The organism is Arcobacter sp. F155 (genome assembly GCF_004116455.1).
Taxonomy (GTDB): Bacteria; Campylobacterota; Campylobacteria; order Campylobacterales; family Arcobacteraceae; genus Halarcobacter.
In genome coordinates, this window is the sequence record NZ_PDJU01000001.1 from 264,489 (window position 1) to 279,813 (window position 15,325).

Consider the following 15,325-nt stretch of genomic DNA (forward strand, 5'->3'; position numbering starts at 1 on the left):
TAGGTTAAAGTAATTATTATATAGATTATTTCTCTCTTAGGAAGTTATTATGACATATATTATTGGTGATGTTCACGGTGAGTTTGATGATTTAATACTATTGGCTAAAAAACTTCCTATACATAGTGAACTTATGTTTGTAGGTGATATTGTTGATAGGGGTGCAAAATCAAATGAAGTAATAAAGTATATACGAGATAATAAATACAAATGTGTATTAGGAAATCATGAAAAGATGATGATTGATTACAGTAAATACTTTATAAAAGAGTATCCTAATATTCCATTTACAGGTTTTGTAGATACTTGGATAAAAAATGGAGGTAAAGAGACTTTAGAGTCATATAACTTAATAGCAGTAGACAAATATGATGGAAAACTAATTTGTAATAAAAATGATGAAGGATTTGATCAATACAAAGAAGACATTAAATGGTTAAAGACTTTACCTTTATATATAAAACTAAATGAAAATAAAAATAATAAGCCAATAGTTATATCCCATGCTTCTTTTGCAGATGTTTGGCATTTAGCAGAGTTTGATATGAACCAAGAGATAGTAGAACAATATGCTTTATGGAATAGAAAGCCTCCCAAAGAAGATTGTACTATTTTTAATATATATGGACATACTCCTATTTCCAAAGTAGATACAAGTAAACACTATATAAATGTAGATACTGGATGTTGTTACAAAAAAGAAGAAGCTTTGGGTAAGTTAAGTGCATATTGTATAGAAACAAATGAAGTCATATCTGTCTAACTAGTTTTTTAATACTTTTGATTATAATAGTAATATATTATTGTTATATTAGGGAAAAAAGAGTTGGATAAATATATAAATAGTTTCGAAATACAAAATGAGACATTTTATTACTATGATATAAAAGCTGTAATAGAAGAGAATAAAAGTTTAAAAAAACTACCAGTTGTTCTAAAAATACTTTTAGAGGCAAATTTAAGAAATGCAAATAGTGAAAATGAATTTTTAGAAATAATCAAAATCTTTGAAAAGAAAGAAAGAAAAGAGATTAGTTTATATCCTTCAAGGGTCATAATGCAAGATTATACAGGAGTATCTGTACTTGTTGACCTAGCTTCAATAAGAGACTCTTTTAAAAATCTAGGAAAGAATGTAGAAGAAGTAAACCCTAAAATAATGGTTGATTTAGTTGTTGACCACTCTTTAGATATATATACAGATAAAGAAGAGTATAGCTTTGATAGTAATATAGAAAAAGAGTATGAATTAAATAAAGAGAAATATCAGTTTATAAAATGGGCACAAAATAATTTTGATAAGTTAAGGGTAGTTCCACCAGGGTCTGGTATATGTCATCAAGTAAACTTAGAGTATCTATCTACTATTTTACACTTAAAAAGAATCAAAGATAAAAACTTTATATATCCAGAAACTTTAATAGGGACAGACTCCCATGCGCCTATGATTAACTCTTTAGGAGTATTAGGCTGGAAAGTAAATGAAACTCAAGCAAAAACATCAATACTTGGAATGCCAGTATCTTTAGTTTTACCACAAGTAGTAGGAGTGAATATACATGGTAAGTTAAAAGAAGGAGTTACTTCTTCTGATTTAGTATTAACATTAACAAGTAAACTTAAAGAGTATGATATAAAAGGAAAGCTTGTAGAGTTTCATGGTGAGGGATTAAAACATTTAACTTTAGAGGATAGATCTACTATAGCAAATATGGCACCAGAGTATGAGGCTATTTGTTCATTTTTTACTATAGATGATAAAACAGTAGACTACTTTAATAAAACAAGGGATAATGAAGACTATGGTTATTTGTTAAAAGAGTACTTACAAAGACAAGAGCTTTTTTATAGTGATGAGGTATTAGAGTTTGATGAAATCATAGATTTTGACTTAGAAGAGTTAGAACCTGCAATTGCTGGACCAAATAAAGCTCATTCACATATAAAAGTAGATGAACTAAAAGAACAACAGATTAATAAAAGTGGTTCATATTTAAAAGATTTAGATGTGGTTGTTGCTTCTATTACCTCTTGTACTACAACATCTAATCCATATCTAATATTACACGCAGCACTAGTAGCAAAAAAAGCTTATGAGTTTGGGCTACATACAAAAGAGCATGTAAAGACATCTTTTTCTCCTGGGTCTTTAGCAATCAAAGAGTTTTTGAAAAAGCTAGATTTACTTAAATATTTAGAGCATCTAGGTTTTTATATTTCAGGTTATGCCTGTGAGAACTTTGGAAATTTAGAAGATAAATATGAGTTTGATATTAAAGATAATAAACTAGATGTATGCTCTTTAACTTCGGGAAATAAGAATTTTGAAAAGAGACTTCATCCTTTAATTAACTATAACTATCTATCATCACCTTCTTTAGTAGTTATTTACTCTATAGTTGGTTCTACAAAGTTTGATTTGTTTGAGGATGTAATAAGTACTATAGATGATAAAGATATATATCTTAAAGACTTGTGGCCTAGTTCTAAAGAAGTAGGGGATTACATGAGTGAGTTAGATTACACCTTATATAAAGATATATACAAAGACATTTTTAAAGGAAATGAATTTTGGCAAAGCTTAGAAGTAGAAGATAGTAAAAACTATAAATGGAATGAAAACTCTACATATATACAAGGTTCTTTATTTTATGAAGAAAAAGAAGAGGATAGCTTAAATATACAAGGAGCTAGAATACTAGCAATGTTTGATGATGAAATAAGTATTGAACAGATTTCTCCTATGGGACAAATTCCTTTATACTCTACAGCCTCAAAGTATTTAGAACAAAAAGCAGTTAAATCTTTTGAATATAATACCTTTGGAAGTAGAAAGGCAAATGCAGAGCTTATAACAAGAGGACTATTTGAACATCCAAAGCTAAAAAATAAAATGGTATCAAAAGAGGGTGCTTATACCTTTGATTATGAGAATAATGAAATTGTCTCTATCTATGAAAAGTCACAAAAGTTTAAAGAGATAAAAAAGCCACTTATTGTTATTGCAGGAGAAAACTTTGGTAAGGGTGAGCAAAAAGAGTGGGCTACTAAAGGAATGAATCTTCTTGGCGTAAAAGCAGTTATTACAAAATCTTTTGATGAGAAGTATAGAAAGGATTTAATCTCTTATGGAGTATTACCTTTAGAGTTTATAGATGATGATATTGAATCTTTAAAACTAAAAGGTGATGAGAACTTCTCTTTTGAAATGGATACTTTAAAAGTAGAGGGAAAACTAAAAGCTTATATAAATAGAGGATTTGATGAGGTACAAATTACTTTAAAAATAAAAATTGATACTAGTTTAGAGTTGAAGTATTACAAAAATGGAGGAGTTTTTCCATTTTTGTTTAATAGTTTTAGATAGTTTTATAAACCATAGATATAAAAATCACAATATATAAAAGTAGAATATACTTTTTATATGATGTTGATTTTATACTATTTTTTAGTTTTATTCCAAAATAAACACCAATAAGTGAAGCTATACCAACAGTTGCACCTTCTTGAAATAGCATTTGATTATTTACTGTTAGTGATGTAAATCCTGCAACTGATGAGAAGATAACAAAAAATAATCCCAATGATGTAGCTTTTTTTAAATCATAGTTTAAAAATCTTACAAGTAGGGGAGTTAAAAGAATTGAACCACCAACACCTATACTCATAGCAATAGCTCCAATTAAGGCTCCAATAATAAATAAAAAGAATTTGTTACTACTTTTCTTTTCTTCTTCATTGAATTCAGCAGGAGACTTAAAAATAGAGATTATAGAGTAAAGTAAAATAGCTATGAAAACATATTGTAAAGTTTCATTTGAAAAGTTTGTGATAATAAAACCACTTTGTAAACCTCCAAAAAAGCCTCCAATACCGATGATTAAACCATCTTTTAAAACATTTTTAGCTTTTTTAGAGTTTAGAAATGAACCATAAATCGAAGAAAAAACCATTTGCATAATAGAAATAGCAACAGCTTCTTTCATAATAAAACCAGCAAATAGAAGCATAGGAACAAGAACCATTCCTCCACCAACACCGAAAAATCCTGAGATAAATCCTGTCATGGCTCCAAATGCTAAAAGTTCATACATTTTTTACTTCTTTATTGAGTTCATTGCGTTAATAAATCTATTATAATCTTCTTCTAGTTTTTTATCTTTATCACTTACATCAATCCCATCTTCTTCTTTTAGAGCTTCTTCTAAAATATGAATTCTTTCAATAAGATATTTAAACATTTCTTTATTGATATCTGGTAAATCATCATGGGCAAGCTTGCAATTCTTTTTATCTTTTTTGATAATCTTAGCTGGAACTCCAACTGCTGTAGAGTTTTTAGGAACATCGCAAACTACAACTGAGTTTGCACCAACTTTAGAGTTTTTATCAATGATGATATTTCCTAATACTTTAGCTCCACTTCCAATAACTGCATTAGCCCTAATAGTAGGGTGACGTTTTCCTTTATCAAGACTAACTCCACCTAATGTTACACCTTGATAAATAAGAACATCCTCTTCTATAACAGTAGTAGCACCAATAACAACCCCAATAGCATGGTCAATAAATACTCTTCTTCCAATAGTAGCAGCTGGGTGAATATCTGTCTTAGTTAGAAGAGAACCTAATCCAACTAAAGCTCTAGCTGTTTTTGTCCAACCTTTATTATAAAGTCTATTTGCAATTCTATGATTAACTATAGCCCAAACTCCAGGGTAGTTGAAAAATAGTTCAAAGCTAGAGTTTAAAGCAGGGTCATTTTGTTTAGGAACAGAAAAATCTTCTTTGATTTGCTTCCATAAAGATATTTTCTTTTGTTCATTTAAAATATGTGTTTTTATTTTTTCATGTATATTTTGTTCATTTTTTTCAGTCATTATAACTCCATGCAGTTTTTAGATAGCTATTTTCATGTAAATATTTTTCTAAAATTTTATAAGTATTTTTATCTAAATTCTTTTCTAAAATATTCTTGATATCATTAGTGTCATAATCAATATCTTCTAAAATATCAATAATCTTTTGTGATTCAATAATCTTTTCTAGTTTTAATTCGTTGTTTTGAAAAACAACATTTACTTCAGTTGGATGAGAGAATAGGTTATGTCTCATTCCTAATGTATCTTGATAAGCACCAACATTAAAAAATGCAAGGTAATACTCTTCTTTTTCTAAATTAACATTATGTAAATATAAAGGTTTGTTTGCATTAAACTCTATTTCTCCATCACTATCACAAGTAATATCCCATAAAGAAGCACTTCTTGTAGGCTTTTTATCTAAATGAGTAATTGGCATAATAGGAAATTCTTGGTCTATTCCCCAAAAATCAGGAAGTGATTGGAAAATAGAGAAGTTTAATAGATATTTTTCTTGAATTTTATTATCAATTCTTTTTAACTCTTCATAATCCTCAACTTCTAGTAAGCAAATAGATTTTTTAATAATTAGTTGTGCTAGTATTTCTGCATTACTTCTATCTTGTAAATCAATATACCCTAAATCAAAAAGTTTTAATAAAGACTCTAAATGATCCATACTATCGTGCATATACTCTAAAGCAGTTCTTCTATTTATATCTTCATATAGTGCGTTTAATTCTTCAATTAAAGGAGGGTTAACTTCTTTTAATCTTAAGTTGTTTTCTTCATACTCTGCTGAGAATAGTTCTAAAACAGGTGTTATTAAAACCGTACTATTTGCAGAAATAAATCTTCCTGATTCTGTGAAAATATTTGGTTCTTCTACACCTTTTTGTTTAGCAATATTTTTAAGTGTAAAGATAACATCATTTGCAAACTCTTGTAAATGATACTCTGTTGTTCTATGGTATTGAGAATATTCAACAGCTAAACCACCACCAATATTAATAGCACTTAGGTTTTTAGCACCCATGTTTTTAAGTTCAGCATATATATGACCTGACTCTTTTAAAGCTTTTTTTAGTGGCTTAATAGTTGTCATTGCAGAACCAATATGGAAATGAATCATTGTTAAACAATGAAGTAAGTTATTTGCTTTTAGTAGTTCATATGCTTCTAAAATCTCTGTAGAACTAAGCCCAAACTTTGAGTCAATTCCTCCTGATTTTGCCCATGCTCCGTCACCACTATTAAATAGCCTAACTCTAATTCCTACATTTGGTGTTGGTAAAGATGTCTCTTTTTCTACTTCTAACATCATTTCAAGTTCAGTTAAACCTTCAATGATAATAGTGATATTATGACCCATTTTTTTAGCAATAAACGCAATATGAATCATCTCTTTATCTTTAAATCCATTTATAGTAATAGGTGCACCATGTTTATTATAAGTCATGGCTAAGATAAGCTCTGCTTTACTTCCAGCTTCTAAACCATAACCAAACTCTTCTCCTGATTTTATAAGAGGTAGCAAAAAGTTTGGTAATTGGTTTACTTTTAAAGGAAAAACTGCGTTGAATTTTCCTTTATAGTCATACTCTTTTATAGCATTATTATATAATGTAAACAGTTTTGTAATCTGTTTTTTAGTTAGATGTGGAAATCTAAGTAGTAAAGGACCTTTGAAGTCTTGTGCTCTAATGTCTCTTACTATATCTACAAGTGCAGGCTTTGATGCATGATTTATTTTTGCTAAACCATCTTCAATAAAAAAGTTATCATCAGCCCAAACATCTATACCATAATTTTCCAATATTAAAAGTCCTCAATCTTAATAGTTTTTTCTTCTTGTGTTTCGATATTTTTTACATAAATAGTGTTATCATTTAGTTCATTTTCACCAATTAAAGCAACTATATTTGCTCCTTGCTTTTCTGCAAGTTTAAAGTGCTTCCCAAAACCTCTTGATGTATATTCCATAATAGTTTTTGTAGTTTTTCTTTTTTCATTTACAACTTTAGATACTAAGTTTAATGCTTTATCATCCATTGCACCTACATAAACTATATCCTCTTTTTGTTCTTTCATTTTTACAAGTTCTAGTAATCTTTCAATACCAATTGCAAATCCAATACCAGGAGTTTCTCTTCCACCAAGGAATTCAACAAGTTTGTCATATCTTCCTCCTCCTGCAATTGCACTTTGTGCTCCAATCTCATTTGAAGTAAACTCAAATGCAGTTTGAGAGTAATAATCTAAACCTCTAACTAGGTTTGTATCTATCTCATATTCAATGCCATTAAAGTCTAAAATCTCTTTTAGTTTTTCAAAATCAGTGTCGCATTTTTCACAAAGATTATTAGTGATTTTAGGAGCATTGTATAATAGTTTTTGACAGTTTTCATTTTTACAGTCTAAAACTCTAATCGGATTTGTCTCAATCCTTCTATTACAGTCTTCACAAAGATCATCTTTAAAACTTGTTAAATGCTTAACTAGGTTTTCTCTATACGTTGGCATACAAGTTGGACAACCAAGAGAATTAAGTTGTAAAGTAAACTTAATTTCAAAGAAATCAAGGATATCTTTTAACATCATAATAATGTTTGCATCTTCATAAACAGAAGCTTGACCAAACACTTCACAACCAAATTGGTGGAACTGTCTTAGTCTTCCTTTTTGAGGTCTTTCATATCTAAACATTGGTCCATAGTAAAACCACTTATATGTTCCCCCAGCTCTATCAAATTTATTTTGAACAAAACTTCTAACAACACCAGCAGTTCCCTCAGGTCTTAAACATACGTCATTTTCACCTTTGTCAATGAATTGATACATTTCTTTATTTACAATATCAGAGCTTTCTCCTACAGATCTTTTAAAAAGGGCTGTTTCTTCTAGTATAGGAGTCTCAAGATATGAAAAACCATAGTTCTTTGCAATTCTTGATGCATTTTCAATAAAGTATGTAAAGTACTTACTATCTTCACCTAAAATGTCATTCATTCCTCTTAAACTTTGAATATTAGCCATTAATAAATCCTTCTATCTTTTGTGAAATTTCTTCGATGCTTAGGCTTGCATCAATATAAATATGATTTAAATTTAACATCTCTACTGTTTTTTTCATTCTATCTTGAATATCAAGTAAGTAATCAATACCCCTTGATTCTATAGAGTCATTTGTTTTTCCACTTAATCTTTTTGTTAATTCTTCTTTTGATAATTCAAGTAAGATAACATGACTAGGTAGTGTATTTTGTGTTGCTATAAGGTTTAAGCTTGTAACAACTTCTAAAGGTAACTCTTTAGCATAAGAGATACCACTAATTACACTTCTATCACTTACAACCATCTTCCCTTCGTTAGGCTTAATAACTTGTTCTATATGTTCAGCTCTATCTGCAAGAAATAAAAACATTTCAGCAGTTTTACTTGTCGCTTCACCATTTAAAGCCATTGCTCTTAGTTTTAAACCTATTTCTGTTCCACCTGGTTCTTTTGTAAATACCGCTTCTTTGTGGTTCTTTTTCAAAATATCAAGTTGAGTTGATTTACCAGCTGTATCAACTCCTTCAATTACTACATACATTTTAATACCTCGTCTGGAACAAGATGACAGAACTTACCATCAAACCTAATGATTTCTCTTACAATTGTTGAAGAAACAAAGGCATTTTCTAATGTTGGCATTAGATAAAGTGTTTCTAGTTTTTTATTGATTGATGAGTTTGCATAACCCATTTGTAATTCATATTCAAAATCTGAAACAGCTCTAAGCCCTCTAATAATAGTATGTACTTCAAGCTCTGTTGCTAAATCAACTAATAAAGTATCAAAACCAATAACTCTAACTGTTTCCATATCTTTAGTTGCAGCTTTTGCAAACTCAACCCTTTGTTCATGGGAAAACATTGGACCTTTTCTTTCGCTTTTTGCAACTGCAATAACAACTTCATCAAAGATATTTGTAGCTCTTCTTATAATATCCATATGACCGTTTGTAATTGGGTCAAAAGTCCCACTATAAATAGCTTTTCTATAAGAGTCAATAGGTTTTTTAATTTTTTCTGTCATCGTTATTCCCATCTTTTATATAAATTGTGGTCAATTTTTAATAAATCAAACCATTTTCCTATCATAAAGTCTTCCATCATTTCTAGACTATCCTGCTTAGAATAGTATGCAAGTGTAGGAGGAGCAATAGTTACACCTAGTTTTGAAAGTTTTAGCATATTCTCCAAAGCAATTGAAGAGTAAGGCATTTCTCTAGGGGCTAAGATAATATCTCTATTCTCTTTTAGCATAACTGTAAATGCTCTAGTGATTAAATTATCACTAATTCCAACAGCACATTTTGCAAGAGTATTCATAGAACAAGGAAGAATAATCATCTTGTCCGTTTTAAACGAACCCGATGAGATAGGGGCTTCTATTTGAGTTTCTTTATAGATAAATGAGTTTTCTCTTTCATTTATCAAATCTTTTATATTTATGTTTTCTTCAAGTTTTAAAGCTTTTTTTGCGCTCTTAGAGATAACTGCATGTACTTCTACATTGCTAGGAAGATTTTGTATTAATTTTAAACCTAGTCTAGAACCACTAGCACCAGTTATAGCAACAACTAATTTCATTTAAAACCTTTTTTGATTTTTAGAAGAAATAAATGTTATCAAAAATTCACTTTATTTTCAAAAAGAGCCGTAAAAATACATCAAAAAATTATTGAAAAATGTATGAAGATTAATCTAATATTAAGCATTGTTTATATATCATTTTGTATAACTATTTTATATCTTTTATTTTACAGAATGTTAGCTAAAAAATATAAAATAATACTTTTTGTTAAAGGAAATAAGATGTCTAGAATTTTAAGTTTTGTAAGAGTTAATAACAACAATGAAGTTTATACTAAATCGCAAAGAGAAGGTATTAAAAATTATGTAGAAAAAAACAATATTTCTATTTCAGAAAATGTGGAAATTGAAATCGATACTCCTGACCAAGAAAGAAATATTTTGGATTTTTTAAAAAACTGTGAGTCTTCATCTACTCTTTTAATTTATGATTTAAATGTTTTTGGAAGAACAATTGAAACTATTTTAGAAGTAGTGAAATTTCTTTTATCAAATAAAATTAGAATAATTGTTGTTAAACAAAATCTTGATTTAATTGATGATAAAGATATGTTAACTCAGATGATTCTTGGTGTTATCTCAATGACAATTGGATTAGAAAAAGAGTTAATGAGTTTAAGAACAAAAGAAGCATTAACTGCAAAGAAATTAAAAGGTGAACATTTAGGTAAACCAAAAGGAACAATTCAAAAATCTAAGTTTGATAAACAAAGAGATAAAATTGAAGAGTTATTAGCTGTTGGATTATCTGTTAGAAAAATAGCAAAACTTTTAGGATATAATAATCACATAGGTTTAAATAACTATGTAAAGAAAAGAAATATTAGAAATAATCTTCCTAACACTTTAGACATCGCTAGTTAAATTGGAAGGTGAAAGAAGAGTGATATGTTTGCAATTTACAATAAGGGTGGCTTAAACTTTAGAAGTACTATAGATAATCTTTATTCTATGTCAAATGTTGAGTCATTAGCAGAAGCAAGAAATAATACAGAAGAGGGTTTACCTAAAGACCATAGTATTAAAGAAAAGAATAAAGAGCAAGGGGAAAATAAAAAATCCTTTGAGCAACATTTAGAAAAAGATGCTGCAAATACTTATAAAGAGATTGCGAACATTGATACAAAAGAACCCATTTTTCATATCAGTGATTTGATGAGAACTGATGTTATTACATTAGAGTCTAACAACACAGTAAGTGAAGCATATGAAATTATGGAAGAAAATGAAATAAGACAAATTCCTATCTTAGATGAACAAACAAAAAAAATCATTGGAATGGTAACTCATAAAGTACTTTTAGATTATATTTTTGATGATTTAGAGTACGCAGAACATAACTCACAAAAAACATTAGACAATTTAGAATTAAGAGAAGTTATAACAGCTCATCCTGTAACTGATATTAGAAGGGTTGCAAAAGTAATGGTTGACTTTTCTTTAACTGCAATTCCAGTTGTAGATGAAAATGACAATATCAAAGGAATTGTTTCAAGGGCAAATATTTTAAAAGCTGTTGCAAATACTCCTCCTTTACAGATTTGGGGATAGGTCTTCAATCTATTTGATTGACAAATTTTACAGTTTTTCTTATAATAGATAAAACAAAAATGAAAGGAAAATGATGATTGGTTCTGTTTCTTCAGTATCAGATGTATCAATGCCAAGTTATGGTGTTAATGAAATTTTATCTGGATTAAGCTCTGATGAGTATAGTACTATTAGATCAGTTCTTTCAAACTATGATTCTTCAAATCTTACAAGTGAAGATGCATTTGAAATAACTCAAGCCTTTGAAGAAGCTAATATTCAACCTTCAAGACAAATGTCTAACTTTATGGATAGCTTAGGTTTTGATGCTCAACAAATAGGACAACTTGCAAGTGTTTTACCTCAGAATGTTCAAGCTTCAAATCCATCTAACTCTTTAGATGAATTTAAAAAAGAGGAAGAGGCTTTAACTATTGCATTAAAAGATTTACTTCTAGAAAACAATGACAATAATGAAACACCATCTTTTTCTAAAGAACAAGTCGAAGATTTTGCAAGTAAAATTGCAGCCTTAAAAGATGATACAAAAGAATCAGTAAAACAGATGATTGAGAATCTAAGTTCTCAAAGTTCTTCTTTAACACAAACTCAAACACAAAATATAGTTCAAAACTCATTAAGTCATATTTTAAGTGACTCTAACAACTACAACTCTTTTTCTATTTACGCATAGAAGAAACTCTAAAAATTATTAGATTAATTCTCACTTCAAATAACTTATAGTAAAATATTCAACTTTTTGAAAATGGAGAAATTATGAAAGTATTATTATTAAAAGACGTTAAGGGAACTGGAAAAGAAGGTGATGTAGTTGAAGTTAAAGACGGATATGGTAAGAATTTTTTAATTGGAAAAGGTCTTGCTCTTCTTGCTACAAATGAAGTTCTTAATAAATACAAAGCGCAACAAAGAAAATTAGCAGAGATTGAAGCACAAGAGATTGCTGAAGCTAAAGAGCTTTCTGAGAAATTAAACTCTACAAAATTAACTATTAAACATAAAATTGGTGCAAATGGACACTTAATTGGTTCTGTTACTAATAAAGAGATTAGTGAAGAGTTAAAAACTCAATTTGATATTGAACTTGATAAAAAAGCATTAACATTAAAATCAAAAATCAAAGCAGAAGGTATTTTTGAAGTTGATTGTAAATTAGGTCATGGAATTCATGGTACTTTAAAAGTGGATATTATAGGAGTTCAATAGTGTTTGACGCAACTACGATACTTGCATATAAAGGACAAGGACAAGCTGTAATTGGTGGAGATGGTCAAGTTACTTTTGGAAATACTGTATTAAAAGGTAATGCTACAAAAATAAGAAGACTATATAAAGACCAAATACTAGCAGGATTTGCAGGAAGTACTGCTGATGCTTTTAATCTTTTTGATATGTTTGAAACTCATTTAGAATCAACAAAGGGTGATTTACTTAAAGCTGTTGTTGCTTTCTCTAAAGAGTGGAGAAAAGATAAGGTTTTAAGAAGACTAGAAGCAATGATGATTGTTTTAAATAAAGACCATATTTTTATTCTTTCAGGAACTGGTGATGTTGTTGAACCAGAAGATGGAAGTATTGCTTCAATTGGAAGTGGTGGAAACTTTGCAATTTCAGCAGCACGTGCTTTAGCAAAACACTCTGAGCTTAAACCAGTTGATTTAGTAAAAGAGTCACTAATGATTGCTGGGGAACTTTGTATATATACAAATCAAAATATTAAAATATTAGAGATAGAGGATTAATATATAATGGATATGACACCTAAAGAGATTGTAAATTTTTTAGATGATTATGTAATTGGTCAAAAGAATGCTAAAAAAACAATCGCATTGGCATTAAGAAATAGATATAGAAGAATGAAAGTTGAACCAGAACTTCAAGAAGAGATTATGCCAAAAAATATTCTAATGATTGGAAGTACTGGTGTAGGTAAAACTGAAATTGCTAGAAGACTTTCAAAAATGATGGGATTACCATTTATTAAAGTAGAAGCATCAAAATATACAGAAGTTGGTTTTGTAGGAAGAGATGTTGAGTCTATGGTTAGGGATTTAGTTTTTGAATCAATCAATTTAGTTACAAAAGAGTTTGAAGAAAAAATTAAAGATAAAATAGACCAAGAGATTAATAAGCAAATTATTGAAATATTAGTTCCACCTTTACCTGAAAGTGCAACTGATAGTGCAAGAGAATCATTTATTAAAACATATAATAAGATGGAAGAAAAACTTCTTGCTGGTGAATTAGATGATAAAAAAATTGAAATAGAAGTTCCTAAAAAAGCTCATGTTGAAATTATTGATTCATCAATGCCTATGGATATGACTTCTATGCAAGAAAGCTTAAATAAAATGCTTGGTGGACTTAATAAAGAGAAAATCAAAAAAGAAGTAACTATTAAAGATGCTAAAGTTTTATTAAAAGATGTTGCAAGTGAAAGTTTACTTGACCAAGAAGCAATTAAAATTGAAGCAATTAAAAGAGCAGAAAATGGTGGTATTATTTTCTTAGATGAGATTGATAAAATTGCAACAGGTTCAAAAGCTCAAAATCAAGACCCATCAAAAGAGGGTGTTCAAAGAGACTTACTTCCAATAGTTGAAGGAAGTTCAGTTCATACTAAATTTGGTCAAATAAAAACTGATCATATTCTGTTTATAGCAGCTGGAGCATTCCATGTTTCTAAACCTAGTGACTTATTACCAGAGTTACAAGGAAGATTCCCTTTAAGAGTTGAGTTAGAAAACTTAAATGAAGATGCACTTTATCAGATTTTAACAAATACTAAAAACTCACTGCTTAGACAATATAAAGCATTACTTGCTGTTGAAGATGTTGAATTAGACTTTGATGATGAAGCAATTCATGCCTTTGCTAAGTATTCAGTTAGTGCAAATGAAAAAACAGAGGATATTGGAGCAAGAAGACTTCATACTGTAATAGAAAAAGTTATAGAAGATATCTCTTTTGAAGCAGATACAAAAGCAGGTGAAAAAATTATTATTACAAAAGAATTAGTTGAAGAGAAACTAGATGATATTGTAGATAATGAAGATACAGCGCGGTATATTTTATAAAATTTATTAAATATATTTTAAAAGTTTAACTTTATTTTTGATAAAATGAATTAAATTGTAAATTGGAGTAAGTCAATGAAAATCGTAACATTTAAAGAAATTGAAGAATCATTAATTGATAGTAAACATACAGTTGAGCATTTTCAAAGTGGTTGTAGTGGTGATGCTCAAGTGGCAATCTTAGATATAGATACTATATTTGATTTTGAAGAAAACAAACATGAGGCTTGTGGTGAAGAGTTTATCTCAATTGCTATTGTTGATGATGAAGGTGATTTTGATGCCTTTAAAAACTTTGGTATTGATTCTTGGATTAAAGGAAGTGACTTACAAGATTTAAACTCATTATTAAACTTAATTGAAAAAAGGCATTTCTCATAATAATAGATTCTCACTGTCACTTAGACAATAGCCAGTATTACGACGATATTGATGAAGTAATAGTTCGTGCACTAGAAAATGGAATTAAAGGTTTTTTAATTCCAGGTGCAGACTTAAATGACCTTCCAAGAGCTCAAAAACTAGCAGAAAAATATGATGAAGTTTTTTTCTCAGCAGGTGTTCACCCTTATGATATAGAACAGTATGATAGAAAGGTTTTAGAAGAGTATATTTCGCACCCTAAATGTATAGCAGTAGGTGAGTGTGGTTTAGACTATTTTAGACTTCCTGAAGATGAGACTGAAAAAAAAGAAAATGTACAGCTACAAAAAGAAGTATTTATTGATCAAATTGAGTTTGCAAAAAAAGTAAATAAACCTTTGATTGTACATATTAGAGAAGCTTCAAATGATTCTAGAATGATTTTAGAAGAGTACAATGCAAAAGAAGTTGGTGGAGTACTACACTGCTTTAATGCAAGTGAGCATTTGTTGCCATTAGCTAAGCATAATTTCTATTTTGGAATAGGTGGAGTTTTAACATTTAAAAATGCTAGAAAACTAGTTGAAGTGTTACCAAAGATTCCATTAGAAAAACTTATTTTAGAGACAGATTGTCCATACTTAACTCCTCATCCACATAGAGGAAAAAGAAATGAGCCTTATTATACAACTTTTGTGGCGCAGAAAGTTTCAGAGCTTTTAAATATGCCATTAGAAAAAGTAGAGAAGCTTACTGTAGATAATACCAAAGCATTATTTAAGCAGTTTTCTAAAATAATTTAGATAAAATATTACCTATTTCATAAAAATAG

General features: G+C 29.1%; 17 protein-coding genes. 10 read left to right on the forward strand and 7 right to left on the reverse strand.

Annotated elements, in window-relative coordinates; all coding sequences use genetic code 11:
* The first annotated feature begins 49 nt into the window (after positions 1–49).
* Both CRV03_RS01320 and acnA read left to right on the forward strand, forming a co-directional pair.
* On the forward strand, positions 50–763 hold the full coding sequence (locus CRV03_RS01320; protein ID WP_129083337.1) for a metallophosphoesterase: 714 nt from the start codon (positions 50–52) through the stop codon (positions 761–763).
* A gap of 63 nt (positions 764–826) precedes the next feature.
* Complete coding sequence (gene acnA, locus CRV03_RS01325) at positions 827–3,367, forward strand: aconitate hydratase AcnA (protein WP_164968592.1); 2,541 nt, start codon at positions 827–829, stop codon at positions 3,365–3,367.
* On the opposite strand, the gene CRV03_RS01330 is transcribed toward acnA, so the two are convergent.
* The 7 genes from CRV03_RS01330 to CRV03_RS01360 form a co-directional block, all read right to left on the reverse strand.
* A complete protein-coding gene (locus CRV03_RS01330; RefSeq protein ID WP_129083339.1) occupies positions 3,360–4,094 on the reverse strand; it encodes a sulfite exporter TauE/SafE family protein in 735 nt (244 codons plus the stop codon). The genes acnA and CRV03_RS01330 overlap by 8 nt on opposite strands.
* 3 nt (positions 4,095–4,097) lie before the next feature.
* Positions 4,098–4,811: a serine O-acetyltransferase gene (gene cysE, locus CRV03_RS01335; RefSeq protein WP_375137083.1), complete on the reverse strand. Its 714-nt coding sequence runs from the start codon at positions 4,809–4,811 to the stop codon at positions 4,098–4,100.
* 61 nt (positions 4,812–4,872) lie between these two features.
* Positions 4,873–6,678: a biosynthetic arginine decarboxylase gene (gene speA / locus CRV03_RS01340; RefSeq protein WP_258238970.1), complete on the reverse strand. Its 1,806-nt coding sequence runs from the start codon at positions 6,676–6,678 to the stop codon at positions 4,873–4,875.
* A 2-nt stretch (positions 6,679–6,680) separates the two neighbouring features.
* On the reverse strand, positions 6,681–7,898 hold the full coding sequence (gene hisS / locus CRV03_RS01345; RefSeq protein ID WP_129083342.1) for a histidine--tRNA ligase: 1,218 nt from the start codon (positions 7,896–7,898) through the stop codon (positions 6,681–6,683).
* Complete coding sequence (tmk, locus tag CRV03_RS01350) at positions 7,891–8,457, reverse strand: dTMP kinase (RefSeq protein ID WP_129083343.1); 567 nt, start codon at positions 8,455–8,457, stop codon at positions 7,891–7,893. Before tmk ends, hisS begins: the two co-directional genes overlap by 8 nt.
* On the reverse strand, positions 8,448–8,942 hold the full coding sequence (gene coaD, locus CRV03_RS01355) for a pantetheine-phosphate adenylyltransferase (RefSeq protein ID WP_129083344.1): 495 nt from the start codon (positions 8,940–8,942) through the stop codon (positions 8,448–8,450). The genes tmk and coaD overlap by 10 nt, the downstream gene beginning before the upstream one ends.
* A gap of 2 nt (positions 8,943–8,944) precedes the next feature.
* Positions 8,945–9,499 carry a UbiX family flavin prenyltransferase gene (locus tag CRV03_RS01360; RefSeq protein WP_129083345.1) on the reverse strand — a complete coding sequence of 185 codons (555 nt, stop codon included), beginning with the start codon at positions 9,497–9,499 and terminating at the stop codon, positions 8,945–8,947.
* Positions 9,500–9,724: 225 nt separating this feature from the next.
* Here CRV03_RS01360 and CRV03_RS01365 point away from each other — a divergent pair, with 225 nt between their 5' ends.
* From CRV03_RS01365 to CRV03_RS01400, 8 genes are all read left to right on the forward strand, one after another.
* Entirely contained in the window at positions 9,725–10,366 is a 642-nt protein-coding gene (locus tag CRV03_RS01365; protein WP_129083346.1) for a recombinase family protein, read from the forward strand.
* A gap of 24 nt (positions 10,367–10,390) precedes the next feature.
* Entirely contained in the window at positions 10,391–11,053 is a 663-nt protein-coding gene (locus CRV03_RS01370) for an HPP family protein (protein ID WP_129083347.1), read from the forward strand.
* 73 nt (positions 11,054–11,126) lie between these two features.
* The gene (locus CRV03_RS01375; protein WP_129083348.1) at positions 11,127–11,726 is read left to right on the forward strand and encodes a hypothetical protein; all 600 of its coding nucleotides are present in this window, start codon (positions 11,127–11,129) and stop codon (positions 11,724–11,726) included.
* Between the two features lie 83 nt (positions 11,727–11,809).
* Positions 11,810–12,259 carry a 50S ribosomal protein L9 gene (rplI, locus tag CRV03_RS01380; protein ID WP_129083349.1) on the forward strand — a complete coding sequence of 150 codons (450 nt, stop codon included), beginning with the start codon at positions 11,810–11,812 and terminating at the stop codon, positions 12,257–12,259.
* Complete coding sequence (hslV, locus tag CRV03_RS01385) at positions 12,259–12,795, forward strand: ATP-dependent protease subunit HslV (protein WP_129083350.1); 537 nt, start codon at positions 12,259–12,261, stop codon at positions 12,793–12,795. The genes rplI and hslV overlap by 1 nt, the downstream gene beginning before the upstream one ends.
* A gap of 6 nt (positions 12,796–12,801) precedes the next feature.
* Entirely contained in the window at positions 12,802–14,130 is a 1,329-nt protein-coding gene (gene hslU, locus CRV03_RS01390) for an HslU--HslV peptidase ATPase subunit (protein WP_129083351.1), read from the forward strand.
* Between the two features lie 75 nt (positions 14,131–14,205).
* Positions 14,206–14,511, forward strand: a complete 306-nt coding sequence (locus CRV03_RS01395; protein ID WP_129083352.1) for a hypothetical protein — start codon at positions 14,206–14,208, stop codon at positions 14,509–14,511.
* A gap of 2 nt (positions 14,512–14,513) precedes the next feature.
* The gene (locus CRV03_RS01400) at positions 14,514–15,296 is read left to right on the forward strand and encodes a TatD family hydrolase (RefSeq protein WP_309109181.1); all 783 of its coding nucleotides are present in this window, start codon (positions 14,514–14,516) and stop codon (positions 15,294–15,296) included.
* Positions 15,297–15,325: the final 29 nt, after the last annotated feature.